Consider the following 22,915-nt stretch of genomic DNA (forward strand, 5'->3'; position numbering starts at 1 on the left):
TTCTTACGAAACGCGGACGTCGCCGCCTGCGGACGCGCGCAGGACGGCGAGGACGAGCCCAGGGTGCGAGGCTGGCCGTATGGAACAGCAGCCTTACGAGCCGGCGGTGGACGCATCCGCCCGCCGCGGGGGCGGGGACGCCCGCGTCCTCGTCGTCGACGACGATCCCACGGTCGCGGAGGTCGTCTCGGGGTACCTCGAGCGTGCCGGGTACGTCGTGGACCGAGCCGGGGACGGCCCGGCCGCGCTGGCCGGAGCGGCCGCGCACTGGCCGGACCTGGTAGTGCTCGATCTGATGCTGCCCGGCATGGACGGCCTCGAGGTGTGCCGCCGGATGCGCGAACGCGGCCCCGTGCCGGTCATCATGCTCACCGCCCGCGGTGACGAGGACGACCGCGTCATGGGCCTGGAGGTGGGCGCGGACGACTACGTCACCAAGCCGTTCAGTCCCCGGGAGCTGGTGCTGCGCGTGGAGTCGGTGCTGCGCCGCACGCGGCCCCTCGCGGGCGCGCGAACCGCGAGCGCGGCCGGACTCACCGTCGACGGGGTCGCCCGCCGCGCCGCCAAGAACGGCGCCGAACTGGCCCTCACACTGCGCGAGTTCGACCTGCTCGCGTTCTTCCTGCGCCATCCGGGCCGCGCGTACAGCCGCGAGGACCTGATGCGGGAGGTGTGGGGCTGGGACTTCGGCGACCTGTCGACCGTCACGGTCCACGTCCGGCGGCTGCGCAACAAGGTCGAGGACGATCCCGCCCGCCCCCGGTTGATCCAGACGGTGTGGGGCGTCGGTTACCGCTTCGATCCGGCGGGCTCCGCCGGCCGGGACGAGGAGTGATCATGCGCGACACCCTCCTCATCGCCCTGTTCGCCTTCCTCGGCGCCGGCACGACCGGCCTGCTGGGCGCGGCAGCGCTGTGGCTGCTGCGCCGCCGCTCCCTGACCGCCTCGCTCACCGTGGTGGCCGCCGTCGCCGTGACCGCGATGCTCGCGGGCACCCTGGCCGTGGCGCAGGCGATGTTCCTGTCCCGTCACGACCTGTCCGTCGTGACGACGGTGGCCGCGATGGCGGCCGCCGTCTCGCTCGCCACCGCGCTGTTGCTGGGGCGCTGGGTGGTCGCCCGCAGCCGCGAACTCACCCTGGCCGCCCGCTCCTTCGGCGACGGCGGCGACTTCCGGGCTCCCCACGGTCCGGCCACCGCCGAACTCGCCGCGCTCAGCCGTGAGTTGGAGGCCACCAGCGCGAAGCTCGCCGAGTCCCGCGCGCGTGAGCGTGCCCTGGAGTCCTCGCGCCGCGAACTCGTGGCCTGGATCTCCCACGACCTGCGCACCCCGCTCGCGGGCCTGCGCGCGATGTCCGAGGCGCTGGAGGACGGCGTCGCCACCGACCCCGGCCGCTACCTGCGCCAGATCCGCACCGAGGTCGAACGACTCAACGACATGGTCGGCGACCTCTTCGAGCTCTCCCGCATCCATGCCGGCGCGCTCGCCCTGTCGCCCTCCCGGATGTCCGTCTACGACCTGGTCGGCGACGCCCTCGCCGGGGTGTCTCCGCTGGCCCACGAGCACGGGGTGCGACTCGTCGGCGGCCGTGTCGAGCCCCTGCCGGTGGAGGTGGACGGCAAGGAGATGAGCCGCGTCCTGGGAAACCTCCTGGTCAACGCGATCCGGCGGACACCCGCCGACGGGACCGTGATGGTGGCCGCCGAACGCTCGCCGGACGGCGTGGTGCTGTCCGTCTCGGACAGCTGCGGCGGCATCCCCGACGAGGACCTGCCCCGCGTCTTCGACACCGGCTGGAGAGGCACCCACGCCCGCACGCCTCCGGCGGGCGCCGGGCTCGGTCTCGCCATCGTCCGCGGCATCGTGGAGGCCCATCAGGGCCGGGCCACCGTGCGCAACATCCCCGGCGGCTGCCGCTTCGAGGTGGTGCTGCCCGCGGCCGCGTCATGAATGCGGGCGACACCGGCAGGAGGATCCCGGCACCCCGGTGCGGGGTCCGCCCGGCCGGCCCTGCCGATCCAGGGCCGGCCGAGCGGACCCGGCCTTACGGAGGGCTACCGCTGCTGTCTCCTTTCGGGGTCCAATGGGAGGAGTCCAGCCTTTCGTGCCGCACCGGTCGGAAGAGGCGTGCAATGGATATATGGCTGATCTGGTTGATCGTCGCGGCCGTGCTGGCCGTGGCGGAGATCTTCACCCTGACCGCTGCCCTCGGAATGCTGAGCGCGGCCGCGCTGGTCACGGCGGTTTCGGCAGCGCTCGGGCTGCCGCTGCCCTTGCAGTTCCTGGTCTTCACCGCGGTCGCCGTGGTCACCGTGCTGTTCCTGCGCCCCATTGCGCTGCGCCACGTCCTCCAGCCCCAGGCCGCACGGTTCGGCGTGGACGCCCTGGTCGGCAGGGGCGCCTACGTCGTCTCGGAGGTGACGGGACTGGGCGGCCGGGTCCGTATCGACGGCGAGGAATGGACGGCCCGTGCCTACGACGAGTCGTTGGTGATCCCGGCCGGACGAACCGTCGACGTCATGGAGATCAGCGGCGCCACCGCGATCGTCTACCCCAGGGACTGAAACCATGGAAACCTCGGCGTTCTTGATCGCCGGCCTGATCGTCGCTCTGTTCGCGGTCTTCACCGTGATGCGGGCGGTCCGCATCGTGCCCCAGGCGCGCGCCCGCAACGTGGAGCGACTCGGCCGCTACCACCGGACTCTGAGTCCTGGCCTCAGTCTCGTCATCCCGTACATCGACCGGGTGCATCCGGTGATCGACCTGCGCGAACAGGTCGTCTCCTTCAAGCCGCAGCCGGTCATCACCGAGGACAATCTGGTCGTCGAGATCGACACCGTGCTCTATTTCCAGGTGACCGATCCGCGAGCGGCCTTCTACGAGATCGCCAACTTCCTCCAGGCCGTCGAGCAGCTCACCGTCACGACCCTGCGCAACGTCGTGGGATCCATGGACCTGGAGAAGACCCTCACGTCACGGGACACCATCAACAGCCAGCTGCGCGGCGTGCTGGACGAGGCCACGGGGAAGTGGGGGCTGAGGGTCAACCGGGTGGAGATCAAGGCCATCGACCCTCCCCAGACCATCAAGGACGCGATGCAGAAGCAGATGCGGGCCGAACGGGACAAGCGGGCCGCGATCCTCGGGGCCGAGGGCCAGCGGCAGTCGCAGATACTCACCGCCGAAGGCGACAAACAGGCCGCCGTTCTGCGCGCGGAGGGCAACCGCACCGCCGCCATCCTCCAGGCCGAGGGCCAGTCCCGGGCCATCGACGAGGTTTTCCAGGCCGTGCACCGCAACGACCCCGACCCCAAGCTGCTCGCCTACCAGTACCTCCAGACGCTGCCTCAGCTGGCGCAGGGCCCGGGCAACAACTTCTGGGTGATCCCCAGTGAGATCACCTCCGCGCTCCAGGGCGTGTCCCGCGCCTTCAGCGAGGTGCTGCCCCAGTCTCCGGCCACCCGCGAAAAGCCCACGGACGACATGGACGCCCAGGCCGCCGACGACACGGCGCAGGCCGCGGAGGCCGCTGCCCAGGCCCTCGCCGACGCGGCCAGGGCCGATCGCACCGTCCCCGACCCCCCGCCGTCCTGAATTCCGGCGCCCCGGACCGCGACGGCGGGCCGGCCGTCAGGGGATGGAATTGTTCGAGCCCCGCACGCGCTGTAAGGCACGAAGGCTGAGACGCCGACGGTACGCGCGAGCAGCGCAGGGTGGCCGAGGCCACAGACAGGAATGGAGTCGACATGGCAGCGCAGACGCAGAGGGCCGTGCTTGCGGGAGGATGCTTCTGGGGGATGCAGGACCTGATTCGCCGGCTCCCGGGCGTGACGGCGACCCGGGTCGGATACACCGGCGGCGACGTCCCGAACGCCACGTACCGTAACCACGGCACCCACGCGGAGGCCATCGAGATCCTCTTCGATCCCGAGAAGACCGACTTCCGCGCGATCCTGGAGTTCTTCTTCCAGATCCACGACCCGAGCACGAAGAACCGCCAGGGCAACGACATCGGCCTCAGCTACCGCTCGGCGATCTACTACGTGGACGACGAGCAGAAGCGCGTCGCCGAGGACACCATCGCGGACGTGGACGCCTCCGGACTGTGGCCGGGCAAGGTCGTCACCGAGGTCGAGCCGGTCGGCCCCTTCTGGGAGGCCGAGCCCGAGCACCAGGACTACCTGGAGCGCTACCCCGAGGGCTACACCTGCCACTTCCCGCGACCGGGATGGCGGCTTCCCGCCCGCACGCAGGGCTGACCCCACACTTGCCGACGGAGCCTGCCTGGCGGACCGCCCGGGCAGGCTCCGGGCGCTCCGGCGGGTCTCCCGCTTCGCCGCGGGACGGACCAGGGCGTGGCCGACGGCGCAGCGATGATCCGTGGCGGGGCGGTGGGGGCCGACCGGCGCCGGCTCGGCCGTCGTGACCGAGGGTGGAGAACCGGCGTCAACCGGACGTCAACACGTGGTCGTCGCGGCCTGCTCGTGGACGCGGCGGATGGCCGAGACCCTTGGACGACCAGCGCCTTCGCCCCTGTGGACCTCGTCCGGCGGGGAGTTGCAGAGGGCAGACGCGGCACTGAGACTGGGGAGGGCGGGCCTGCTCGGACCGGACCTGCCGAGCCGCTCCGCGACGGACGGCCCGTGCCCCGTCCACGCCCTCACCCGCACCGCATCCGGTGTCTTGGCAGGCCTCCAGGAACGACCGCGTGACCGACGGTCACGCCCGACGGAGGACGGCGCCATGCACCAGAGCGTTCGCGAGTACTGGATCACTTTCAACGACCCGCTCGAAGGGCGGGTCCCTTTCATGTACCTGGACACGAAGGGGTACGTGAGCACGGGCATCGGCAACAAGATCGACGAAACGGGACGGGACAACTCCCCGCCGACCGCGGAGGAACGGGCCTCCTCCCTGGCCGCGGCCGGCAGACTGCGCTGGCTCGGCAACGGCACCGACGTCGACGCCACGCCCGACGAGGTCGCCGCCGAGTGGGACACGGTCAAGTCGCACCTGGAGCTCGCGGCTTCCGGACACCTCAGCTTCCGGCCGCCTCTGACGAGCCTTCATGTCGACGACGACGAGATCGACCGCCATGTCTTCGAGAAACTGGACGAGATGGAGAGCGTGCTCACGGGGCGCTCGGAGTTCACCGACTTCGGGTCGTGGCCCGCCAACGCCCAACTGGCCACGCTGAGCATGTGCTGGGCCATGGGCCCCAGGTTCCGCTTCCCCAAGTTCCAGGGACACGTGGCCCGGCGGAACTGGCCCGGCGCCGCGGACGAGTGCCACTTCACCCCCGACGTCGGCACGATCGTCATCCGCAACAAGCTCGACCGCGCGCACTTCCTGCTGGCCGACACGGTGGAGACCCAGGGGCTGCCCGCGGAGCAGATCGCCCTGGACCTCTCCGACGTGTTCGGCGCCCAAGGAGCGCTCCTCGCCCTCGGGTTCAAGCCCCTGACCCAGGACGGCGTGGACGGCCCGCGGACCCAGGGCAAGGTGAAGGAGTTCCAGTCGGCCAACAGCCTGCCCGAGAACGGGGCCTTCGACGACCCGGACACGGTGAGCGCCCTGGCCGCCCAGCTCTCGGGTCTCGGCTTCACCGTGCTGGGTGCCTGACGGGCCGGGAGGCGTTCGACGGCTGAACCGGCCGCGTGCCGTCACGGGGGTGGAGCGCGTGCCGTCACGGGGGCGGAGGCGGGGCACCTGGGTCGAGGCGGGTCACCGCGGTTGAGGCGGGAAGGGAACGTGCTCCGACCACTGCTCGGGGTCGTCCGGTTCGGCGCCGCCCATGTCGAGCCGGAACGGCGGATAGACGTCCGTCATCAGGGTGGCGTAGGCGACCACGCGCAGCACCCAGCGGTTCAGGCCCGTGATCAGGTCGAACAGGCTCGGGGGGTATTTCTCGGTGAACGCCAGGATCACGGCGGCGATGATGGTCAGCACGGCCACCAGGCCGCCGCTCCACCAGGCGACGTGCCAGCCGCCCAGGAAGAAGCCGATGACGATGTAGTGGGGGATGGCCAGCAGCCACCACTTCACCAGGACCAGCCCCCGGGAGAGCCGTTCCGGGTAGGCGACGTCGAGCCGGGCCGGGTAGCCGGGTTCCTCACCCAGGCTGAACGGCGGGTAGCGGTCGGTGGCCAGGGCGCCGTACGAGTAGTAGGCGACCCGCCAACTCCAGCGCAGCACACCCAGATTGAAGTCGAACAGCGCGCGTGGGTAGCGCTCGGTGAAGAGGATGGCGAAGAACGCGATCACACAGACGACGGTGAAGGCGATCCAGAGGAAGAACAGCACCACGTAGTGCGGGATGACCAGGATCCACTTCACGAGCCACAGCCAGCGGGACAGCGGTGCGTCGAGCCGGGCCGTGACCCGGACCGGACGGTCGGACATGGCATTCATCGAGCTCATGGCGATCGACTCCCGTCCCGTTCAGATGGCCAGGCCGGCGCGGCGCGACGCAGCGGCCTCCGCTGCCGCCGAGGTGTCGTCCACCCGGTGGGCCAGCTCGGCGGTGACGTCGACCACCCCGTCCACGCCCTGGCACAGACGTACGACGACCGGGACGAGGGACTTGCGTTCGAGGGTGCCCTTCAGCGACACCCGACCGTCGACGACGTGCACGGTGACCGAGTCGGGTGCGACGCCCAGGGTGCGCACCAGGATCTCCCCGGAGATCTCCTCCCGGATGGCGCTGTCCCCGCGCAGGAAGACCCGGAGCAGGTCGGCCCTGCTGATGAGCCCGACCAGCCTGTCGGCTTCGTCCACCACCGGCAGCCGCTTGACGTGATGCCGTTCCATGACCTGGGCGGCCTCCACTGCCGTCCACTGGGGTCTGGCGGTCACCGCCGGGCTGTTCATCAGCCCTTCGGCGCTCGTGGCCTTCGCCTTCGCGAGGGCGGAGCGGCCGGGACGCAGGACCGGCAACAGGCCCGCCGGATCCAGCTGTGCGGCCTCCTTGCGGAGCAGGTCCGCTTCGGAGACCACGCCCACGACGCGTTCCTCGTCGTCCACCACCGGTACGGCGGTGATGCCGTGCTCGGCGAGCAGCTTGGCGATCTCCTTGAAGCCGGTGTCCCTGCCCACCCGGACGACCGATGGGGTCATGAGGTCGCTCACCATCCGGTGCAACATGCCTTTCGCCTCCTGATGTCGTGTGCGTTCCTGCTTCCACTCTCCGCTCGGCGGACAGGACCCGCATGGGCTGACCGGTCCCGACCGGGACGGGTCCTTGGGCCGGACGGCCTTGCCACCGCGTGGCGGGGCCGCCGCCGTCCGCGACCCGGCGGTCTGCCACGACGATGGCGACGGGCGTCGGGAACTTTGCCCTCAGACCCGATGAGGGACGACGGCCACCGGGCACACGGAGTGGTGCAGCAGGGCGTGGGCGACCCTGCCGAGCTGCAGACCGAAGTGACCGTGCCTGCGCAGGGCGCCGACGACGATCAGGTCGGCGTCGGCCGATTCCTGCAGCAGGACGCGATGGGCGGGGCCCTCGGCGGTGTGGCTGCCGACCGTGACGCCGGGATGCTCCCGGACGGCCTCGCGCAGCGCGTCGTCCAGGGTGGCCGAGGCCGCCTCGGGGGTTCCGGCGGCGTCCGCCGCGTGCCGGGGATCCCCGGGGAGGGACTCCACGGGAGGGGAGCCCGGCTCGTGCAGCGGGCTGCGCCAGGCCCGTACGGCGGTCAGGGCGCAACCGCGCGCCTCGGCCTCCCGGGCGGCGAACCGTACGGCGCCCGCGCCGCCGGTGGAGTCACCGACTCCCACCACGACCCGGCCGAAGGAGCCCCGGAGGTTGCGCTCGGCGCCACGGACGACGAAGACCGGACACATGGCACGAGCGGCCACCGTGAGGCTGACCGACCCCAGCAGCATCCCGGCGATCTCGCCGCGCCCACGGACACCCGTGACCACGGCGAACGACTCGGCCCCGGTGCGCAGCAGAGCGGCCACCGCGTCGGCGGGCAGGATCTCGCCCGACACCTTCACCTCCGGGTCGCGGAGCCGGGCGCGTTCCACACAGGTGGCGACGATGTGCTGCGCCATGACCTCACCGGAGGGGCGATCGGTTCCGAAGGCAGGACGTGCCCCCTCGTAGCGCTCCCACAGGGAGGCGTGGACCAGCCTCAGCGCAAGTCCGTGGCGTGCGGCCTCGTCGGCGGCCCAGTCGACCGCCAGCAGACTGGAGTCCGATCCGTCGACGCCGACGACCAGCGGGAGTTCCATCGCGGGCCACCGCCTTCCGTCCGGTAGGAGACAGGCCCCCGTGAATACCGTCGCACCGCTCGCGCACCGCCGCGACATACGGACTCGCGCTCCCGGCCGGAGCCCGTCCGCCGGGTTGCGGTGCAGCGTGCCGCGACGATGCTGAAGGGGTACGGTCCCCTCGCGCCGCCGGCGCGGCTCCGCAAGGACCAGCAGCATGCCTGACACCCCGCACACCGTGAGCGACGTGATGACCATCCCGGTGGTGGCCGTCCGGCGCGACGCGCCCTTCAAGAAGATCGTGCGGGCCCTGGCCCAGGTCGACGTCAGCGCCGTGCCGGTCGTGGACGGCGACGAACGGGTCGTCGGCGTGGTCTCCGAGGCCGACCTGCTGCTCAAGGAGGAGTACCGGGACCGCGACCTCACCCGCGCCGAGCAGCTCGAGCACCTGTCCGAACTCGCCAAGGCGGGGGCGGCGACCGCCGAGGAGCTCATGACCGCACCCGCGGTGACCGTCCGCCCGGACGCCACCCTGGCCCAGGCGGCCAGGATCATGGCCGTCCGGCGCGTCAAGCGGCTGCCCGTGGTCGACGACGAGGACCGGCTGCGGGCCGTTGTCAGCCGCGGCGACCTGCTGAAGGTCTTCCTGCGGTCGGACGAGGCCATCGAGGAGGAGGTCCGCCGCACGGTGGTGGCCTACCTGTTCCCCGCGCTCGGTCACACCATCCAGGTGTCCGTGCACGACGGGGTCGTCACACTGCGGGGGCGCGTCCACGACTCCACGCTCGTCCGGGTCGCCGAGCGCCTCGTCCGCGCGGTGGAGGGCGTGGTGGGCGTGCGGTCCCGGCTCAGCGGCGGGGAGGCCGCGCCGGACGGGCCGGTGCCGGACGGGTCCGCGTCGGACGCATCGGACGGACCCGTGCACCGCCGTTGACCGGCGCCGGCGGCGGCGTGGCACGGGCGCGGGCCGTGTACGGCTCAGGCTCACGGTTCGACGGCGGCCAGGCTCAGGGTTCGACGGCGGCTCAGGCTCAGGGTTCGATGTCGAGCACCGCCGACACCGGGCGACGCGGCGCGCCGGGCCCGTCGGGGCCGTACCCCAGGCGCAGCATGACCTGAGTGAAGCCCGTCGCGGTCATCGGGTCGCGCAAGGGCCAGCGCAGGTCCGTCCACTCGAGAGGCTGGGTCACGAAGGAGCTGGAGAGGCCCTCGAGGGTGGCCAGCAGCAGGACGCGCTCCATCGCCTGGCCCGCTCGGAGCCAGTCCTCCGGTCGGTCGTGCTCCGTGCTGACGAGAGCGACCTGGGGGTTCCGCTCGAAGTCCGCCGCGTCACGTCCCGCCACCCGCCGCGGGCCCGCGAAGTCCCGCATGGGCGCCCTGCCCCCGCGCTTTCGCGGCCCGAACGCGTAGTGGGGGACGCCGTCGTCGGCGGTGCCCGCCGACCGGGTTTCGACACGCGTCCACCGGGCCAGGTCCTGGTCGCGGCCGAGGTCGGCGGCGTTGCGGGCCTCGGCTTCCTCCACCAGTTCCAGCACGTGCCACAGATGCCATGAAGCGGGGAACGCCAGCGTCGCTCCCTCGACGCGAGCGGCCGCGCCCAGAGCCTCCCGCAGCGCTTTCGGGATGTCCCTCTCCTCGAACGGACGGCGGCTGCTGTGGCGTCGTTGGATCGCGGGCCACAGCGCGCCGAGGGCGCTGTCCTCGTCGGTGCGGTCGGCCAGACTCACGCTCGCGAGGAGGGCCCGGTCGCCGAGGTCGGGCAGCAGCCGGGTCTGTGGGTGCAGGCCCTCGTGGACGACGGCGGCCCTCAGGTTCAACAGGGCGGCGCCGCAGCCGAGATGAAGACCTCGGGTGTCGGGGTCGGAGTGCGGCATCGCGCGATCGAAGTCGGCCCACACCTCGAAAGCGCGGCTGCGCCGGAGATAGCGGAAACGCCAGGGCTGCGCGTTGTGCATCGACGGGGCGGCCACCGCGGCACGCACCACGGCGGCCACCCACGCGTCGGTCGGTGCCGGCCGGGTCATCGAAACCCCCTTCGTGAGTCGTCGAGCCGGGGCCGCTCAGCCCGAGCGCCGGCCAGCGCGGTCACCCGTCGGCCGGAGTGATGCGGCGGCCGGTGAGCTCCGCGGGGCGGATCGACACCCACATCTCGCGGTCACCGCCCGGCCACGGCCTGGTGTGGGCGCGTTCGGTGAGCCTGCGCACGGCGTCGGGCTCGGTCACGACGTTCGCGGGGCCGACGGCGAGGACGCTCCATCCCTGGCTCAGGGCCTCGTCCATGTGATCGACCTCGAAGGCGACCTCCGTTCCGACGGCCGCCGCGGGCGTGGAGTTCGGCGCGGTACGGAAGACGATCGCGTCGTCGACGACCTCGTAGTTGACCGGGACGACCGCGGGGCGGCCGTCGTGCGCCCGCACCGCGATACGCCCCACGCCTCGCGTGGACAGCAGGGTGCGGCATTCGTCCGGGCCGAGGTCGCGCATCTGCGGATGGAGCAGCGCCCGGCCCTGACCCGGTGGCAGATCCATCCCTCCGCCGTGCAGCGTGGTCACGGTGACGCCCAGCGCGTCGGCCAGTCTGATGAGGGTCGACATGCTCGGGTCGGCGGGGCGTTCCTCCAGGTACGCCAGGTAGCCGGGAGCCATGCGGGCGCGGCGGGCGGCCTCCTCGCGACTGAGACCCCGTCTGCGGCGTTCGACGGCCACGCGCCGGCCGACGTCACCTGGGCTGGGCGGCCCGCTCCGCGTGTCCTCCACCGCTGCCGGACCCGACTCCGGGGAGGTGTGTTCGAGGTGGTGGATGTGCGCGTCGGGCCCGGGGAACACGAGGGTCACCTCGTCCGTGTCCGACCAGCGCACGTCGTAGGGCGGGGTTCCGTCCTCGTGGTGGAGTCCGACGATCTCGCCGTCGCGCCTGACGGCGCTGGTCTTCGTGCTCTCGATGACGAGCTGATCGCCGAGGTGCGCTCTCATGTCGCCGCCCTCTCCTTCGGAGTGCCGCTGTATCCAACGTGCCATGTGAGACGGGCGGCCGCACGGGGCGGGCGACCCGGCAGGCTGGTCATCCCTCCCGGCCGGCCTCGGCGTCGCCGTGGCCGTCGTCGGTGGCGTCGCGTCACGTGAGCCAGCCGGTGGCCTGGGGGCCGTGCAGCGTCGGTGCGCCCATGCCCTCGATGTCGCGCTGGGCGATCCGCAGCAGCTGCCGGGCCAGGTCGTTCAGGGCGCGGCCGGTGGCCAGCTCGTCGCCGATCTCCGGCACGTCCGCGTCTGCCGGACTGCAGTGCGCGGTCCCGTGACCGGAGAGTTCCGTGGTGCCGGTGTTCAAGATCAGATGTGCTTTCGTCGTTCCCTCGTCGTCCTCGAACAGTTGAAGACGAACCGTCCATTGCGGCGTGTGCGGCATCGTTCTCCTCCTCACCTCGTTGCGGACCGGCGCGATCCGGATGGGCTGCGCTCCGATGTCAGGGGTCGTCGTGCTGAGGCGGCCGACAGCTGTTGCTCGAGATGGCGCCGGACGCGGGCGGTGAGCGCGCCGAGCGACTCGGAAGCCGTCGGGCACGGCGCGGTCGGCCGCCGGATCCGGCGGGCGTCCCGGGGCAGTCCGTCCAGGTCCGCGGCGAATCGCCCCCGGCAGACGTCGAGCGTGGGCCGATCGCCGACGCGCCGCCCGTCGCGCATGACCGTCTCCAGCAGCGGAACGCCGTCGTCGGGGGGCCGTTCGTCGGCCAGACCGATCACGTCGGCGCAGCCGGGACGGCGGAAGACCTGCTTGCGACCGGGCGCCGTCACCTTCGCCGACGAGAGCTTCATCACCGGGCGGCCGTCGAACTCCACCAGCTTGTAGGCGGAATCCAGGTACGGCGCGTCGGCCGACACGCCCACGCGGGTGCCCACGGCGTACGTGTCGATCGGCGCCCCGGAGCGGACGAGGTCGTCGACGGCGTATTCGTCGAGTCCGCCGCTGGCGATGATCCGCACGTCCGGCAGGCCCGCGTCGTCGAGGACGGAGCGGGCGCGTACCGCCAGGGCTGCGAGGTCGCCGCTGTCGAGCCGCACGGCGCAACCGGGTCCGCGGTCGAGGTCGCGCAGAACGCGGGCGGCGACGCGGACGCCCTCCTCGGTGTCGTAGGTGTCCACCAGCAGGGTCACCGGGCCGGGGTGGGACCGGGCGAAGGCACGGAACGCGTCCTCCTCCGAGGCGAACGCCTCCACGAAGGAGTGGGCCATCGTGCCGACGGCGGGTATGCCGTCGGCGACGGCCGCCGCCACGTTGCTGGTGCCGGCGAAGCCGACCATCGCACCCAGACGAGCGGAGTGAAGGCCCGCCTGTGGCCCGTGGGTTCGCCGCAGGGAGAAGTCGACGACCGGGCGACCGGCCGCGGCGAGGACACAGCGCGCCGCCTTCGAGGCGATCGTCGTCTGATGGCTGACCTGGTTGAGCACATACGTCTCGGCCAACTGCGCCAGCGGAAGCGGTGCGGTCACTTCCAGCAGCGGCTCGCCGACGAACACGATCCGTCCTTCCGGCACCGCCCGCACCTGGCCGGTGAACGTCAGGCCGAGCAGAGGCTCCAGGTCCTCGGGCGGCCGGTGCAGCGCGCGAGCGAAGGCGTCGACGTCCTCGGGGCCGACGTGAAGGCCGGCCAGGTAGTCGAGTGCGGACTCGAGCCCCGCCGCCACCAGGAAGCCGCGATCAGCGGGCAGGTCGCGGACGAAGAGGCTGAACGTCGCCGGGCCGGTCTTCCCCTCCCGCAGGTAGGACATGACCATCGTGACTTCGTACAGATCGGTGGTCGTCGCGTCCGACATCGGTGTCGCCTCCCGGGCTGTTGGCCGGTGCTGTCCGTCACCGGTGGAACCGAGCGGACCATTGCGGTTCCACCAGGTCCCACTCCGCGTCCCACCGCGCGTACCTTCGCCGGTCCAGGACGAAGCGCATGCCCGCCCAGGCCGCACCGGACGCGGCGGCCACGCCGAACGCCGCCATACCGCCCACCATCCAGCCACTGGCCGTCGCGTTGAGCGTGCTCGTCGGCGCGGTGGTGACGGTTCCGTCCCGGTCCACCCACACCCGCACGGCGGTGCCCTTGGACGTTCCCGGCTTCACGAGGACCGCTCCCGTGCGCACCACGCCGTCCGCGCCGGTCCAGCGGACCTGCGCCGGTCGCTTCGCCCAGTCGCCGCCCTTGACGGTCGACGTCAGCCGGGCGGTGACCTGATGCCGTTCCGCCGTCTGGGTGCGCACGGTGCGCAGGGACGCCTCGTACACCGCCAGCCCCGCACTGACCGCGGCGGCCGGCAGCCCGAGGACGAGGACGACCGTCAGGAAGCGGCGGAACCAGCATTCGAACCGGTCGGACCTCCGTCTCAGGGTGTTCGCGCCCCTGCCCGCGTGATCTCCGCGTCCTGAAGGCGGACCGGATGTGTACGGCGAACCTTGTGCGCTCATGACTGGGCCTCCAGCGACTCGCCGGCCGTCCCTCACCTTCTGTTCCCACCGTCGAACGGCGACGGGCCGGGGGCATGGGGCCGAAGGTCCCTGCCGGCCGGCTTCCGGCCCCGGTCCACCGGTCGCCGGCCTGGTCCCTCTGCGCCGACTGCGGTGCCGTCGGTCGTGCGGGGACGTCCGCGACGGGACACGGCCGAGCGGTTTCTCGCGGCGGATGCCCGTGCCCGGTGCCGTCACGGCTCCACATGCGCCGAGGAGGGGATTGGGGTACTCCTCGAAGGAGGGAAGTACCGCGCTCGGCTTTGTCGACGACGTCCGGAGCACGCACGGCATCGGACCCGTTCACCGTCATCCACCGTCGTATCCAGCTTCGTACGAGACGGAGGCCGCCGCCATGCAGCCAGTCGTCACCGTGGGCCTCGACGGCTCACCCGAGAGCCTCGCCGCCGCCCACTGGGCCGCCGACGAGGCCGAGAAGCGCAGGCTCACCCTGCGCCTGCTGCACGCGTGGCCGCTGCTCACGCCGGAACCGGCCCACGCCTCCTCCGAAGTCGACCAGAACTACTGGGCGAAACGTCTCGTCCACACCGCGCGGGCGGAGCTCCAGGCCCGCCATCCGGGCCTGACCATCGTCGGGAGCCTGGTGGCCGACGACGCCCAGAACGCCCTGCTCCAGGCGGCCTCGGAATCCGAGGTGATCGTGCTCGGCTCACGCGGGCTGGAGTCCGTCGAGAGCTACTTCATGGGTGACGTCAGCATGCCGGTCGTGGCCCGGGCGCAGCGGCCCGTGGTGCTGGTCCGCGCCGAAACCGGCGACGAGGGAGCGCGGTCGGCGGCCGGGAGCCGTGTGGTGGTGGCCCTGAAACTCCACGAATCCAGCGACGACCTGCTCGACTTCGCCTTCCACAGCGCCGCGGCCAGGGAGTTTCCGCTCCTGGCCGTTCACGGGCGAAGGGTGCCGCTCCACGCGCGCGTGCCCTGGGGAGTGGACCACGGCGCCGCCGAAGAGCTGACGCGGGACGCGCAGAAGGAGCTGAGCAAGGCGCTCCGCCCGTGGCGCGAGAAGTACCCGCAGGTGGACGTGGCCGACGCCATCCGTCTCGGGAGCCCCGCCGAGGCGGTCGTGCACGCTGCCGAGGGCGCCGCGCTGCTGGTCGTCGGCCGGCGTGCGCAGCGCCACGGTGTGGCACCGCACCTGGGTGCCGTCGCCCACGCCGCGATCCACCACGGCCGCTGCCCGGTCGCCGTCGTCCCCCATGGCTGAGCCCGGCCATCACAGGAGACAGCCGCCCCGCGCGGAGGTACGCGAGACCCACACCGCGATCGTGTTCTTCGCCGGGGACCGCGCCTACAAGGTCAAGAAGCCGGTGGACCTGGGCTTCCTCGACTACACGACGCGGGCCGGGCGCCGGGCCGCGTGCGAACGCGAAGTCGCTCTCAACCGCCGCTTCGCCCCCGACGTCTATCTGGGCCTGGGCGAGTTCCGCGGCCCCGACGCCGAGGCCTCCGAACCCCTGGTCGTGATGCGCCGCATGCCGGCGGACCGGCGCCTGTCCCGCCTGGTGCGAGAGGGCGCCGCCCTGGACGACGTGCTGCGGTCCGTGGCCCGCCACCTCGCCACATGGCACGCAGACGCGCCCCGCAGCGCGGACGCGGACCGGCAGGGCACGCGCGACGCCCTGGCGTCGCGGTGGGAGGACGGCTTCGCGCAGGTGCACGCGCTGGCCGAGGACGGTCCGCTGCCGGACGGGGTGACGGAGGTGGAACGGCTGGTGCGCGACTATCTCACCGGCCGCGAGCCGCTGTTCGCGTCCCGTATCGAACAGGGGCGGGTGGTCGACGGCCACGGAGACCTGCTCGCCGAGGACGTCTTCTGCCTCGACGACGGCCCCCGCGTCCTGGACTGCCTCGAGTTCGACGACCGGCTGCGCTACGTCGACGGCCTGGACGACGCCGCCTTCCTGGCCATGGACCTGGAACAGCTCGGCGCCCCGGAGGCCGCCGGATACTTTCTCGCCCAGTACAGCGAGTACTCCGGCGACCCGGCGCCCGCGTCGCTGTGGCATCACTATGTCGCCTACCGGGCGTTCGTCCGCGCCAAGGTCTCCCTGATCCAGGCCCGCCAGGGCGCGCCCGGCGCGCAGGCGACGTCCCGTCGGCTGGTCTCGGCGACGCTGCGTCACCTGCGCACCTCCGCCGTCGGGCTGACCCTCGTGGGCGGCCCGCCGGGCAGCGGGAAGTCCACCCTCTCGGCCGCGCTGGCCGACCGGCTGGGGGTCACCCTGCTCAGCAGCGACCGCGTCCGCAAGGAACTCGCGGGAATCCCCCCGGAGCAGTCCGCGGCGGCCCGTTACGGCGAGGGCCTGTACACGGCCGAGTGGACGGCGCGGACCTACGCGGCCCTCCTCGACCGGGCGGCGGCACTGCTGGCCGCCGGCGAGTCCGTCGTGCTGGACGCCACCTGGTCGGACGGGGCGCAGCGCGAGGCGGCCCGGCAGCTGGCCGAACGCGCCTGCACCGGCCTGGTGGCCCTGCGCTGCCACGTCCCGGACGACGTGACGGCGGCCCGCCTGACGGCCCGCACCTCCGGTCCGTCCGACGCCGACCTCGACATCGCCGCCGCCCTGGCGGCCCGTGAACCCGCGTGGCCCGAGGCCGTCGCCATCGACACCGGCGGCCCGCTGGAGTCCGCGGTGGCCCGGGCGCTGGCAGCCGTACGGCCCTGGGGCACAGGACAGGCGCCCGTCTTCCGGCGCCCCTACATGGAGCCGGACTGACAGGACGTACCCGACGGGCGGTGCTCCGTGTTGCCGGGGTGTTCCGCCGGGGCGACCGTGGAGGTGGGGGAGCGAGGGAGTGAGACCGTGCGAGCGCTCGTCCACCACGGCCCGGGACGCGTCTCCTGGGACACCGTCCCGGACCCCGCGATGGCTGAGACGACCGACGCGATCGTGCGCGTCGACGCCACCACCGTCTGCGGCAGTGATCTGCACATCCTGCGCGGGGACCTGCCCGAGGTGAAGCCGGGGACGGTCCTCGGCCACGAGGCCGTCGGCGAGGTCGTGGAGGTCGGCCGCGACGTCCACGGTCTGCGCCCGGGGCACCAGGTGATCGTGTCGTCCGTGTCGTCCTGCGGCCGCTGTCAGGCGTGCCGGGACACCAGGCGGAGCCAATGCCAGGGGGGCGGTGGCTGGATCCTGGGAAACCAGGTCAACGGCACCCAGGCCGAGTTCGTGCGGGTCCCCTTCGCCGAGCACTCGACCTGCCGGCGGCCTTCCGCGATCCCGCTCGACGATGCGCTCCTGCTCGCCGAGGTCCTCCCCACCGCCTACGAGATCGGGGTGCGCAACGGTCATGTCGGCCCGGGCGACACCGTCGTCGTGGTGGGCGCGGGGCCCGTCGGTCTCGCCACGGTCGCCGTCGCGCGGCTCTACTCACCCCGCAGGGTCATCGTGGTGGACCTGTCCGAGGCCCGGCTGGAGGCCGCCGCTAGCATGGGGGCCGACGTCGCCGAGCTGCCGGGGAAGATGATCGCCACGCTGTCCGAGGGACCGGGCGCGGACGTCGCCGTCGAGGCGTCGGGCGAGCCGGACGGCTTCGTTCTGTGCACCCAGGCCGTCCGCGCCGGAGGGCACATCGCCAACATCGGGACCCACGGCCGACCGGCCACGCTGCACCTCGAGTCGCTGTGGCGCAAGAGTGTGACGATCAGCACCGGCCAGGTGGACACGTCCTCCACCCCGTGGCTGCTGGAGCTGCTGAGATTCGGACGCCTGCCCGTCTCCGGGCTGGTCACCCACACCCTCGGCCTCGACCGGATGGAGGAGGCCTACGAGGTGTTCGCCCACGGCACCAGCACGGGCGCCCTCAAGGTCGCACTGCACCGGGAGTGAGGCAGGCCCGGAGACGGCGGCAGCCCCGACGGGACCGCCCGGTCCCTCGCACGCAACGCCGTGACCGATCGGCGCCCTCACACACAGTGCCGTGACCGATCGCCGAACGACTGCTCCCCGCCGCCCTGGGGCCCGACGACCCGTTCCGTGACGCGCTGGAGAGGTCTCCCCGGCATGTGTCAGGCGCGCCGGGCCATCAGGTAGGCGCGGCGGGTCTCGACCTCGTGGGCGTAGTGCGTGCGCTCCATGTGCATCTCCACCGTGAACCCGGCCGCTTCGAGCAGTCCGGTGATGCGCCGGGGCTGGAGGAAGCGGAAGTCGATGTCCACGTCATGCCCCCACCATTCGTCCAGGTGCCGGGTCTGTTCACCGATGTGGAAGGAGACGAGGAGAACCCCGGAGGGGCGCAGCACCCGTCGTGCCTCCTCGAAGGCGCGGTGCAGGTCATCGGGGTCGAGGTGGATGATGGTGTAGAGGGCGACGGCGGCACCGAACTCGCCGTCTTCGGCGGGGAGTTCCAGCAGGTCGCCTTCGCGGAACTCCACCTGGGGGAAGCGGCGGCGGCCGGCCTCGACCATGCCCGCGGACAGGTCGACGCCGACCGTACGCGCGCCCTTGCCGGCGAGCCAGGCCGCCACGTGTCCGGGCCCACAACCGAGGTCGACGATCGCGCTTCCTGGTGCGGCCTGTTCCAGAAGACAGGCGAGGAGCGCCCGGTCGAGCGGCTTGCCGGCGAGCTCGTCGTGCAATCGGGCCGCGTACTCCTCGGCCACGGTGTCGTAGCTGCGGCGCACAGACGTGTGATGTGCACGATCAACCATGGGGCCAGCATGTCACGGGGCCACGGGTCGGCCTGCAACCGGACGTTCGGGGCCGGCGTCCTCGCTTGTGATCGAACCCGATGCGGACCGCCGGCGTGACAGCGCCATCGAGCGGCGCCGTGGGCGGCAAAGGAAGGGCTGCGCATGAATCCAGGTCAGCAGGTGGAGTTCCGTGCCTCGTGCGGGCACATGATCTCGGCTCCGGCCGACCGTGCCGGGCAGGACGTGCGCTGCCCCCACTGCCACCAGGTGGTCCGGGTTCCGCCCTCCGACGTCCCCTACGCTTCGCCCGTCACCGTGCCGGCCGGAGCTGCCGAGCCGATCGCGCTGACAGCCCTCTACCTGACCGCACTGATCGGCGGCATCACGGGCGCCGGGCTCATCTACCTGGTGATGTTCGACGAGTTCTCGGAGTCCGAGCTGGTCACGGTCACACCGATGTGGTTCTTCCCGGTGGTCTTCGGCGTGTACGGGTTCGTCTCCCAGCGGCTGCTTCGCCGTATCGCCGCCGGACGCGCGGAAACCCTGAGCGAGGCCGCCCGCATGTCGATCGACGTCGCCGGTCACTGGGCGGCCCTGGTGCTGTTCCCGTTCCTGGTGCTGAAGTGGCGCAGCTCCCTGCTCGTCTCGCTGGTCGCGGCAGCGTTCTGGGCCGTGCTGCTGTGGCTTTTCTTCAGCCTGATCTTCCCGACCCTCTGAGTACGGCCGGTGCCGACCTCTGAGTACGGCCCGGCCTGTCCCTCAGGCCGGGCCGGACGGCGTACGGGGAATCAGGAACAGGCGCTCACGAGACGAAGCCCACGACGCCGAAGTCGGTGCGCGCTTCCGCCTGGCGGAGCCAGCCGATGACGTCCATGACGGCGTCGACCACCTCGGTCTCCAGCGGCGGGGCGTGGCCGTCCCGCTTGGTCTGCTCGAACTGCTCCAGCGCCTGAAGACACCGATCGTGCGACCACTCACCGCTGCGCGGCAGGTCGTAGGTCGGGACGGAATCGGGGAAGCCGCCGTACCGGCCGAACTCCGCCACCGAGACCGCGGTGATGCGCAGAGCCCGCAGCCCCTCGTCGACGACCTCCAGCCAGTCGCCCCGGAACGGGCTGAAGCACGAGTTGTCGAGGAAGGAACCCGTCAGGGAACACAGGCGCTTGTAGGCGTAGCCGTACTGGAAGGCGTACTGCCGGTTCTCGTGGAAAGGCCCCCCGTGCACCACGGCCTGCAGCGCCTCGTACGCGGTGGGGGCACCGTCCGCGATGTCGGAGGAGAACCAACTGTCGTCCGAGGCGAGGTCGTTGCCGAACCTGTCGCGGATGACCTGAAGCAACTGGTCGTCACCGGAGCCGACGAGGGATCGCGCCGCCTTGGGATCGAGCAGGTACACGCTGAGGGAAGAACTCATGAGATCACGTTAACCGTCACCACTGACAGCCGAAGGAGCACGGTCGGCTAGAAGAGACCGGCGCGCATGTGCGGCGTGAGGTCGGCGAGGATCTCGCGCAGCCATGGGCTGCGGACGGCCGGAAGTCGGACCAGTGTGTGGTGGAACGTTCCGGAGTCGGCCCGGAACAGGTGATGCGGTCGCGGTGCGGGCGGGTCGTCGCGAAGGACGCCCTCGGGCATGCCGCCCGACGCGGGGGCGGACAGGTGCGGTTCGGGGAAGGCCAGCCACAGCCACACTCCGAACGGCAGCGGCACGGAGTGTGCCGGGGCGGCCGGGCGACCCGGGGTCCATGTCAGCCCGGTCTGCGGATGCGTCGGCACCAGGAGGATGTCGGCGTCCTCGTCGGGGGCGGGCAGTCCTGGTCCGGCAAGGACGGCGCGCCGCGCCGGCTGTCCGGAGGGCAGCAGCGCGCCGAGGGCGCGTTGGAACACTTCCTCGGTCAGGCCGTCCGGGACGGTCACGGGCCGTCCTTCCGAAGCCGCCAAGAGGTGGGCGAGCGCCCGGCCTGCTGCCGCCTCCCACTGCGGACTCCACGACCACCAGGAGTGCAGCCCCAGCCGCGACCCCCATGCGCCGATCGGCTCGAAGGGGGGCGTGCCCTTCGTCTGCGCCATGAGCTCCGCCCAGGAAAGGGGTGCGACATCGTCGACGAGGCGTCGGCGCACTGCGCTCGGGGCCAGCCACACCGCCTGCCACAGGGAGCAGTCGTCGATTCTGCTCGCCACCGGCAGGCCGCACGCCTCGCAGGCCATGTTGGGGCCGTCGCCCCCGTCGAGGCCGCAGCAGTAGCCGCCGCTCGTCTCCGGAATCAGCAGGGTGCCGCGGGAGTCTCCGGGAGCGATGACGATCGCGCCGGGCTCGCCGTCGGACAGGGCGTACACCGGTGCGTAAATGCCTCGCGCCGCCGCCTCCTCCGGGTCGATCTCGTCCCACTGCCGCCACGGCGGCCCCCAGGGTTCGGGGTCCACGGCGAACGTGCCCGGCTCCATGAGTACCGGAAGCTGAATCCCGTTCCCGTACTTCTGATGGGCGTGGACCGGCAGGGCGACCTGGGACAGCGACGTGGTCAGTCTGGCGCCGCACCCCGCGCACACGAAAACGAACAAACGTCCTCCGTTGGGTAAGCGGGGGCATCGTCGCAGCCAGGCGGCCAACCGGCCAACGTGTTTTTCGTGGTGGCGTGGCTCTCCGCCCACCGTGGAACGGTCCGCGCGGACGGGAATTCGGGTTTCGTTGAGACGAGTTCACTCGTCCGAGTTGTACTTTCCACTGATTTACTGGCATTTGCATGCCGAAGTCATATGCGGAGCAGCATCCGCGTATGGAGAATCCTGCATTCGACGGCACACCGTCGGCAGAGGCGATCGACTCGGAAGCCGAGATCGTCTTCACCGCGGACTTCGCGTCCACCCGTCAATGGGTGGCGGGGCGTTCGTGGGCGTATCCGAACGGCGGACCGGTCAACCCCGGAGACAACAAACTGGATTACCTGACGGCGGATCCCGAGTACAGCCGCTCGGGCGTCTTCCGGGCCACCCGCCGCAAGGACGGCCGGTGGGACACGGGCCTGCTCACCACCGAGGGCAGTGAGGAGGACTTCACCGTCAGGACGGGTGACGTCCTCGAGGCGCGGGTCGCACTGCCGTCCGAGATGGGGGCCTGGCCCGCCATCTGGACCTGGCGGGACGGCGGTCAGGAGATCGACGTCTTCGAGTACCACCCCGACAACGCCGACCTCCTGGAGCTCACCAACCACGTCCGCGGCGGCAACCTCTACTATCGGGACCCAGCTGTCGGCCCGGGTGCGTGGGTCGACCTGCGCGTCGAGTTCGGCCGGCGGTCCGTGGTCTGGTGGGTGAACGGCCAACGGGTGTTCGCCGACCGCCGGGGCGTGGGCCGGTCCTGGCACGCCTATCTCATCGTCAACCTGTCGGTGTGCGCCGGCCGTTACCATCCGGCGCCGGAGCCCCACGTCAAGGAGATGGCGTACGAGGTCCAGCGTCTCGTGGTGCGGCGTCCGGCCACGCTCGTCGAGGAGCTCTCCGACGAACCCGAGGCGGTGGCCGACGGCGAAGGAGTGTGAGCGGGCACAACACAGGGGACGGCGGGCCGGCCGGGCATACGGGGACGGCGGAGACGGCGGGGATCGTGCCTCAGCCGGCGACGAGTCGGAAATCGCTCCTCAGCCGGTCGACGAGTCGTTGATCGCGCCTCCGTCGGCGCCAGGTTCACTGCCGGACGTAAACGCGTTGTGGGCCCAGGGGCGCCGCCATAAGGTCACCGGCATGTCTGTACGTGTTCGAATGCGTCAAGCACTGCCGGAAGCGATGCGCGCCCGTGACAGGGCCGCGGTGAGCGCCCTGCGCTCGACACTCGCCGCGCTGGACAACGCCGAGGCGGTGCCCGTGGGCGAAACCGAGCTGCGCGGCCTGGCCCTCGAGCAGTCGCCGGTCGGTGTCGGCGCCACCGAAGCGGCACGGCATGAGCTGAGCGAGGACAGGGCGGTGGACGTCGTGCGGGCCGAGGCGGCCGAGCGACTGGAGGTGGCGGCGCAGTTGACCGCGCCCGCGCACGCCGACCGGGCCGCGCGACTTCGCGCGGAAGCCGCCGTGCTGCTCCGCTTCGTCGACGACGCCGGTACCGCATAGGCGGCGACTGCTAGCGTCCAGGCACGTGAACGACAGCGTGTACGTGGGAAATGCGGGCGAGGACGCGGCACTGGAACGGGGATGGCTTCTCGGGCACTTCAAGGACGTGGGCGATCCGCGGCACAGCGAGGCCGTGGAGATCAAATGGGGCGTCCATCCGCGTGGCGACGAGCGTGCGCAGTGGGTGAAGGGCGAGGAGCGCACAGCGCTGCTGGTCCTCGTCAGCGGTCGCTTTCGTGTTGAACTGCCGGGCCGCAGCGTCCTGTTGGAAAACCAGGGTGACTACGTCGTGTGGGGGCGCGGAGTCGACCACTCATGGCGTGCGGAGGAAGAGTCGGTGGTGCTGACCGTCCGATGGCCGTCCGTGCCCGGCTACGGGGTGCCGGACGGGGATCGGGCGGAACCAGGGGCCTGAGCTCGGTACAACGACGGTTGCGGGACGCGTCGTTCGG

Annotated in this window: 25 protein-coding genes; 14 read left to right on the top strand and 11 right to left on the bottom strand. The window is 71.8% G+C overall.

Annotated elements, in window-relative coordinates; genetic code table 11:
- Positions 1-79: 79 nt before the first annotated feature.
- The 6 genes from ACZ7DE_RS11790 to ACZ7DE_RS11815 all read left to right on the top strand — a co-directional run bounded on the left by ACZ7DE_RS11790 (position 80) and on the right by ACZ7DE_RS11815 (position 5,622).
- Complete coding sequence (locus ACZ7DE_RS11790) at positions 80-835, top strand: response regulator transcription factor (protein WP_470759907.1); 756 nt, start codon at positions 80-82, stop codon at positions 833-835.
- 2 nt (positions 836-837) lie between these two features.
- Positions 838-1,950, top strand: coding sequence for a sensor histidine kinase (locus ACZ7DE_RS11795; RefSeq protein WP_470759910.1), 1,113 nt, complete (start codon positions 838-840; stop codon positions 1,948-1,950).
- A 182-nt stretch (positions 1,951-2,132) separates the two neighbouring features.
- Positions 2,133-2,564: an NfeD family protein gene (locus ACZ7DE_RS11800; protein WP_470759912.1), complete on the top strand. Its 432-nt coding sequence runs from the start codon at positions 2,133-2,135 to the stop codon at positions 2,562-2,564.
- Positions 2,565-2,568: 4 nt separating this feature from the next.
- Complete coding sequence (locus tag ACZ7DE_RS11805) at positions 2,569-3,594, top strand: SPFH domain-containing protein (RefSeq protein WP_470759914.1); 1,026 nt, start codon at positions 2,569-2,571, stop codon at positions 3,592-3,594.
- A gap of 152 nt (positions 3,595-3,746) precedes the next feature.
- Positions 3,747-4,259, top strand: a complete 513-nt coding sequence (gene msrA / locus ACZ7DE_RS11810; protein ID WP_470759915.1) for a peptide-methionine (S)-S-oxide reductase MsrA — start codon at positions 3,747-3,749, stop codon at positions 4,257-4,259.
- A gap of 484 nt (positions 4,260-4,743) precedes the next feature.
- Positions 4,744-5,622, top strand: a complete 879-nt coding sequence (locus ACZ7DE_RS11815; protein WP_470759917.1) for a peptidoglycan-binding protein — start codon at positions 4,744-4,746, stop codon at positions 5,620-5,622.
- Positions 5,623-5,724: 102 nt separating this feature from the next.
- On the opposite strand, the gene ACZ7DE_RS11820 is transcribed toward ACZ7DE_RS11815, so the two are convergent.
- The 3 genes from ACZ7DE_RS11820 to ACZ7DE_RS11830 all read right to left on the bottom strand — a co-directional run bounded on the left by ACZ7DE_RS11820 (position 5,725) and on the right by ACZ7DE_RS11830 (position 8,235).
- On the bottom strand, positions 5,725-6,420 hold the full coding sequence (locus tag ACZ7DE_RS11820) for a DUF4389 domain-containing protein (protein WP_470759920.1): 696 nt from the start codon (positions 6,418-6,420) through the stop codon (positions 5,725-5,727).
- A gap of 21 nt (positions 6,421-6,441) precedes the next feature.
- Positions 6,442-7,143: a CBS domain-containing protein gene (locus tag ACZ7DE_RS11825; protein ID WP_470759922.1), complete on the bottom strand. Its 702-nt coding sequence runs from the start codon at positions 7,141-7,143 to the stop codon at positions 6,442-6,444.
- Between the two features lie 195 nt (positions 7,144-7,338).
- On the bottom strand, positions 7,339-8,235 hold the full coding sequence (locus tag ACZ7DE_RS11830; RefSeq protein ID WP_470759924.1) for a universal stress protein: 897 nt from the start codon (positions 8,233-8,235) through the stop codon (positions 7,339-7,341).
- Between the two features lie 196 nt (positions 8,236-8,431).
- Between ACZ7DE_RS11830 and ACZ7DE_RS11835 the strand changes: the two genes are divergently transcribed.
- Positions 8,432-9,148: a CBS domain-containing protein gene (locus tag ACZ7DE_RS11835; protein ID WP_470759927.1), complete on the top strand. Its 717-nt coding sequence runs from the start codon at positions 8,432-8,434 to the stop codon at positions 9,146-9,148.
- Positions 9,149-9,245: 97 nt separating this feature from the next.
- Here ACZ7DE_RS11835 and ACZ7DE_RS11840 read toward each other — a convergent pair whose 3' ends face one another.
- From ACZ7DE_RS11840 to ACZ7DE_RS11860, 5 genes are all read right to left on the bottom strand, one after another.
- A complete protein-coding gene (locus tag ACZ7DE_RS11840) occupies positions 9,246-10,238 on the bottom strand; it encodes an Acg family FMN-binding oxidoreductase (protein ID WP_470759929.1) in 993 nt (330 codons plus the stop codon).
- Positions 10,239-10,299: 61 nt separating this feature from the next.
- Positions 10,300-11,187 (bottom strand): pyridoxamine 5'-phosphate oxidase family protein, encoded by an 888-nt coding sequence (locus ACZ7DE_RS11845; protein WP_470759932.1) that lies wholly within the window; start codon positions 11,185-11,187, stop codon positions 10,300-10,302.
- A gap of 142 nt (positions 11,188-11,329) precedes the next feature.
- Positions 11,330-11,617 carry a DUF1876 domain-containing protein gene (locus ACZ7DE_RS11850; protein ID WP_470759934.1) on the bottom strand — a complete coding sequence of 96 codons (288 nt, stop codon included), beginning with the start codon at positions 11,615-11,617 and terminating at the stop codon, positions 11,330-11,332.
- Positions 11,618-11,628: 11 nt separating this feature from the next.
- The gene (locus ACZ7DE_RS11855; protein ID WP_470759935.1) at positions 11,629-13,023 is read right to left on the bottom strand and encodes a nicotinate phosphoribosyltransferase; all 1,395 of its coding nucleotides are present in this window, start codon (positions 13,021-13,023) and stop codon (positions 11,629-11,631) included.
- Between the two features lie 37 nt (positions 13,024-13,060).
- Complete coding sequence (locus ACZ7DE_RS11860) at positions 13,061-13,663, bottom strand: Rv1733c family protein (protein ID WP_470759937.1); 603 nt, start codon at positions 13,661-13,663, stop codon at positions 13,061-13,063.
- Positions 13,664-14,057: 394 nt separating this feature from the next.
- On the opposite strand from ACZ7DE_RS11860, the gene ACZ7DE_RS11865 reads away from it, so the two are divergent.
- The 3 genes from ACZ7DE_RS11865 to ACZ7DE_RS11875 all read left to right on the top strand — a co-directional run bounded on the left by ACZ7DE_RS11865 (position 14,058) and on the right by ACZ7DE_RS11875 (position 17,556).
- Positions 14,058-14,927: a universal stress protein gene (locus ACZ7DE_RS11865; RefSeq protein ID WP_470759939.1), complete on the top strand. Its 870-nt coding sequence runs from the start codon at positions 14,058-14,060 to the stop codon at positions 14,925-14,927.
- Positions 14,920-16,440, top strand: coding sequence for a bifunctional aminoglycoside phosphotransferase/ATP-binding protein (locus ACZ7DE_RS11870; RefSeq protein WP_470759941.1), 1,521 nt, complete (start codon positions 14,920-14,922; stop codon positions 16,438-16,440). The genes ACZ7DE_RS11865 and ACZ7DE_RS11870 overlap by 8 nt, the downstream gene beginning before the upstream one ends.
- An 87-nt stretch (positions 16,441-16,527) precedes the next feature.
- Positions 16,528-17,556, top strand: coding sequence for an alcohol dehydrogenase catalytic domain-containing protein (locus ACZ7DE_RS11875; protein WP_470759943.1), 1,029 nt, complete (start codon positions 16,528-16,530; stop codon positions 17,554-17,556).
- Between the two features lie 179 nt (positions 17,557-17,735).
- Here ACZ7DE_RS11875 and ACZ7DE_RS11880 read toward each other — a convergent pair whose 3' ends face one another.
- Positions 17,736-18,377 (bottom strand): class I SAM-dependent methyltransferase, encoded by a 642-nt coding sequence (locus ACZ7DE_RS11880; protein ID WP_470759945.1) that lies wholly within the window; start codon positions 18,375-18,377, stop codon positions 17,736-17,738.
- A 144-nt stretch (positions 18,378-18,521) separates the two neighbouring features.
- Here ACZ7DE_RS11880 and ACZ7DE_RS11885 point away from each other — a divergent pair, with 144 nt between their 5' ends.
- Positions 18,522-19,076: a hypothetical protein gene (locus ACZ7DE_RS11885; protein ID WP_470759947.1), complete on the top strand. Its 555-nt coding sequence runs from the start codon at positions 18,522-18,524 to the stop codon at positions 19,074-19,076.
- Positions 19,077-19,161: 85 nt separating this feature from the next.
- Here ACZ7DE_RS11885 and ACZ7DE_RS11890 read toward each other — a convergent pair whose 3' ends face one another.
- Positions 19,162-19,773 (bottom strand): DUF7691 family protein, encoded by a 612-nt coding sequence (locus ACZ7DE_RS11890; protein WP_470759949.1) that lies wholly within the window; start codon positions 19,771-19,773, stop codon positions 19,162-19,164.
- Between the two features lie 47 nt (positions 19,774-19,820).
- Positions 19,821-20,921: a hypothetical protein gene (locus tag ACZ7DE_RS11895; protein ID WP_470759951.1), complete on the bottom strand. Its 1,101-nt coding sequence runs from the start codon at positions 20,919-20,921 to the stop codon at positions 19,821-19,823.
- A gap of 215 nt (positions 20,922-21,136) precedes the next feature.
- Between ACZ7DE_RS11895 and ACZ7DE_RS11900 the strand changes: the two genes are divergently transcribed.
- The 3 genes from ACZ7DE_RS11900 to ACZ7DE_RS11910 all read left to right on the top strand — a co-directional run bounded on the left by ACZ7DE_RS11900 (position 21,137) and on the right by ACZ7DE_RS11910 (position 22,878).
- Complete coding sequence (locus ACZ7DE_RS11900) at positions 21,137-21,898, top strand: LamG domain-containing protein (protein WP_470759952.1); 762 nt, start codon at positions 21,137-21,139, stop codon at positions 21,896-21,898.
- Between the two features lie 244 nt (positions 21,899-22,142).
- Entirely contained in the window at positions 22,143-22,463 is a 321-nt protein-coding gene (locus tag ACZ7DE_RS11905) for a hypothetical protein (protein ID WP_470760112.1), read from the top strand.
- Positions 22,464-22,488: 25 nt separating this feature from the next.
- Complete coding sequence (locus ACZ7DE_RS11910) at positions 22,489-22,878, top strand: cupin domain-containing protein (protein WP_470759954.1); 390 nt, start codon at positions 22,489-22,491, stop codon at positions 22,876-22,878.
- The last annotated feature ends 37 nt before the right edge of the window (positions 22,879-22,915 follow it).

The organism is Streptomyces sp. NPDC037083 (assembly GCF_055606485.1).

Coding starts and splice junctions, on each gene's coding strand:
- ACZ7DE_RS11790 (WP_470759907.1), top strand. CDS start 80: ATGGAACAGCAGCCTTACGAGCCGGCGGTGGACGCATCCGCCCGCCGC.
- ACZ7DE_RS11795 (WP_470759910.1), top strand. CDS start 838: ATGCGCGACACCCTCCTCATCGCCCTGTTCGCCTTCCTCGGCGCCGGC.
- ACZ7DE_RS11800 (WP_470759912.1), top strand. CDS start 2,133: ATGGATATATGGCTGATCTGGTTGATCGTCGCGGCCGTGCTGGCCGTG.
- ACZ7DE_RS11805 (WP_470759914.1), top strand. CDS start 2,569: ATGGAAACCTCGGCGTTCTTGATCGCCGGCCTGATCGTCGCTCTGTTC.
- msrA (WP_470759915.1), top strand. CDS start 3,747: ATGGCAGCGCAGACGCAGAGGGCCGTGCTTGCGGGAGGATGCTTCTGG.
- ACZ7DE_RS11815 (WP_470759917.1), top strand. CDS start 4,744: ATGCACCAGAGCGTTCGCGAGTACTGGATCACTTTCAACGACCCGCTC.
- ACZ7DE_RS11820 (WP_470759920.1), bottom strand. CDS start 6,420: ATGAGCTCGATGAATGCCATGTCCGACCGTCCGGTCCGGGTCACGGCC.
- ACZ7DE_RS11825 (WP_470759922.1), bottom strand. CDS start 7,143: ATGTTGCACCGGATGGTGAGCGACCTCATGACCCCATCGGTCGTCCGG.
- ACZ7DE_RS11830 (WP_470759924.1), bottom strand. CDS start 8,235: ATGGAACTCCCGCTGGTCGTCGGCGTCGACGGATCGGACTCCAGTCTG.
- ACZ7DE_RS11835 (WP_470759927.1), top strand. CDS start 8,432: ATGCCTGACACCCCGCACACCGTGAGCGACGTGATGACCATCCCGGTG.
- ACZ7DE_RS11840 (WP_470759929.1), bottom strand. CDS start 10,238: ATGACCCGGCCGGCACCGACCGACGCGTGGGTGGCCGCCGTGGTGCGT.
- ACZ7DE_RS11845 (WP_470759932.1), bottom strand. CDS start 11,187: ATGAGAGCGCACCTCGGCGATCAGCTCGTCATCGAGAGCACGAAGACC.
- ACZ7DE_RS11850 (WP_470759934.1), bottom strand. CDS start 11,617: ATGCCGCACACGCCGCAATGGACGGTTCGTCTTCAACTGTTCGAGGAC.
- ACZ7DE_RS11855 (WP_470759935.1), bottom strand. CDS start 13,023: ATGTCGGACGCGACGACCACCGATCTGTACGAAGTCACGATGGTCATG.
- ACZ7DE_RS11860 (WP_470759937.1), bottom strand. CDS start 13,663: ATGAGCGCACAAGGTTCGCCGTACACATCCGGTCCGCCTTCAGGACGC.
- ACZ7DE_RS11865 (WP_470759939.1), top strand. CDS start 14,058: ATGCAGCCAGTCGTCACCGTGGGCCTCGACGGCTCACCCGAGAGCCTC.
- ACZ7DE_RS11870 (WP_470759941.1), top strand. CDS start 14,920: ATGGCTGAGCCCGGCCATCACAGGAGACAGCCGCCCCGCGCGGAGGTA.
- ACZ7DE_RS11880 (WP_470759945.1), bottom strand. CDS start 18,377: ATGGTTGATCGTGCACATCACACGTCTGTGCGCCGCAGCTACGACACC.
- ACZ7DE_RS11885 (WP_470759947.1), top strand. CDS start 18,522: ATGAATCCAGGTCAGCAGGTGGAGTTCCGTGCCTCGTGCGGGCACATG.
- ACZ7DE_RS11890 (WP_470759949.1), bottom strand. CDS start 19,773: ATGAGTTCTTCCCTCAGCGTGTACCTGCTCGATCCCAAGGCGGCGCGA.
- ACZ7DE_RS11900 (WP_470759952.1), top strand. CDS start 21,137: ATGGAGAATCCTGCATTCGACGGCACACCGTCGGCAGAGGCGATCGAC.
- ACZ7DE_RS11905 (WP_470760112.1), top strand. CDS start 22,143: ATGCGCGCCCGTGACAGGGCCGCGGTGAGCGCCCTGCGCTCGACACTC.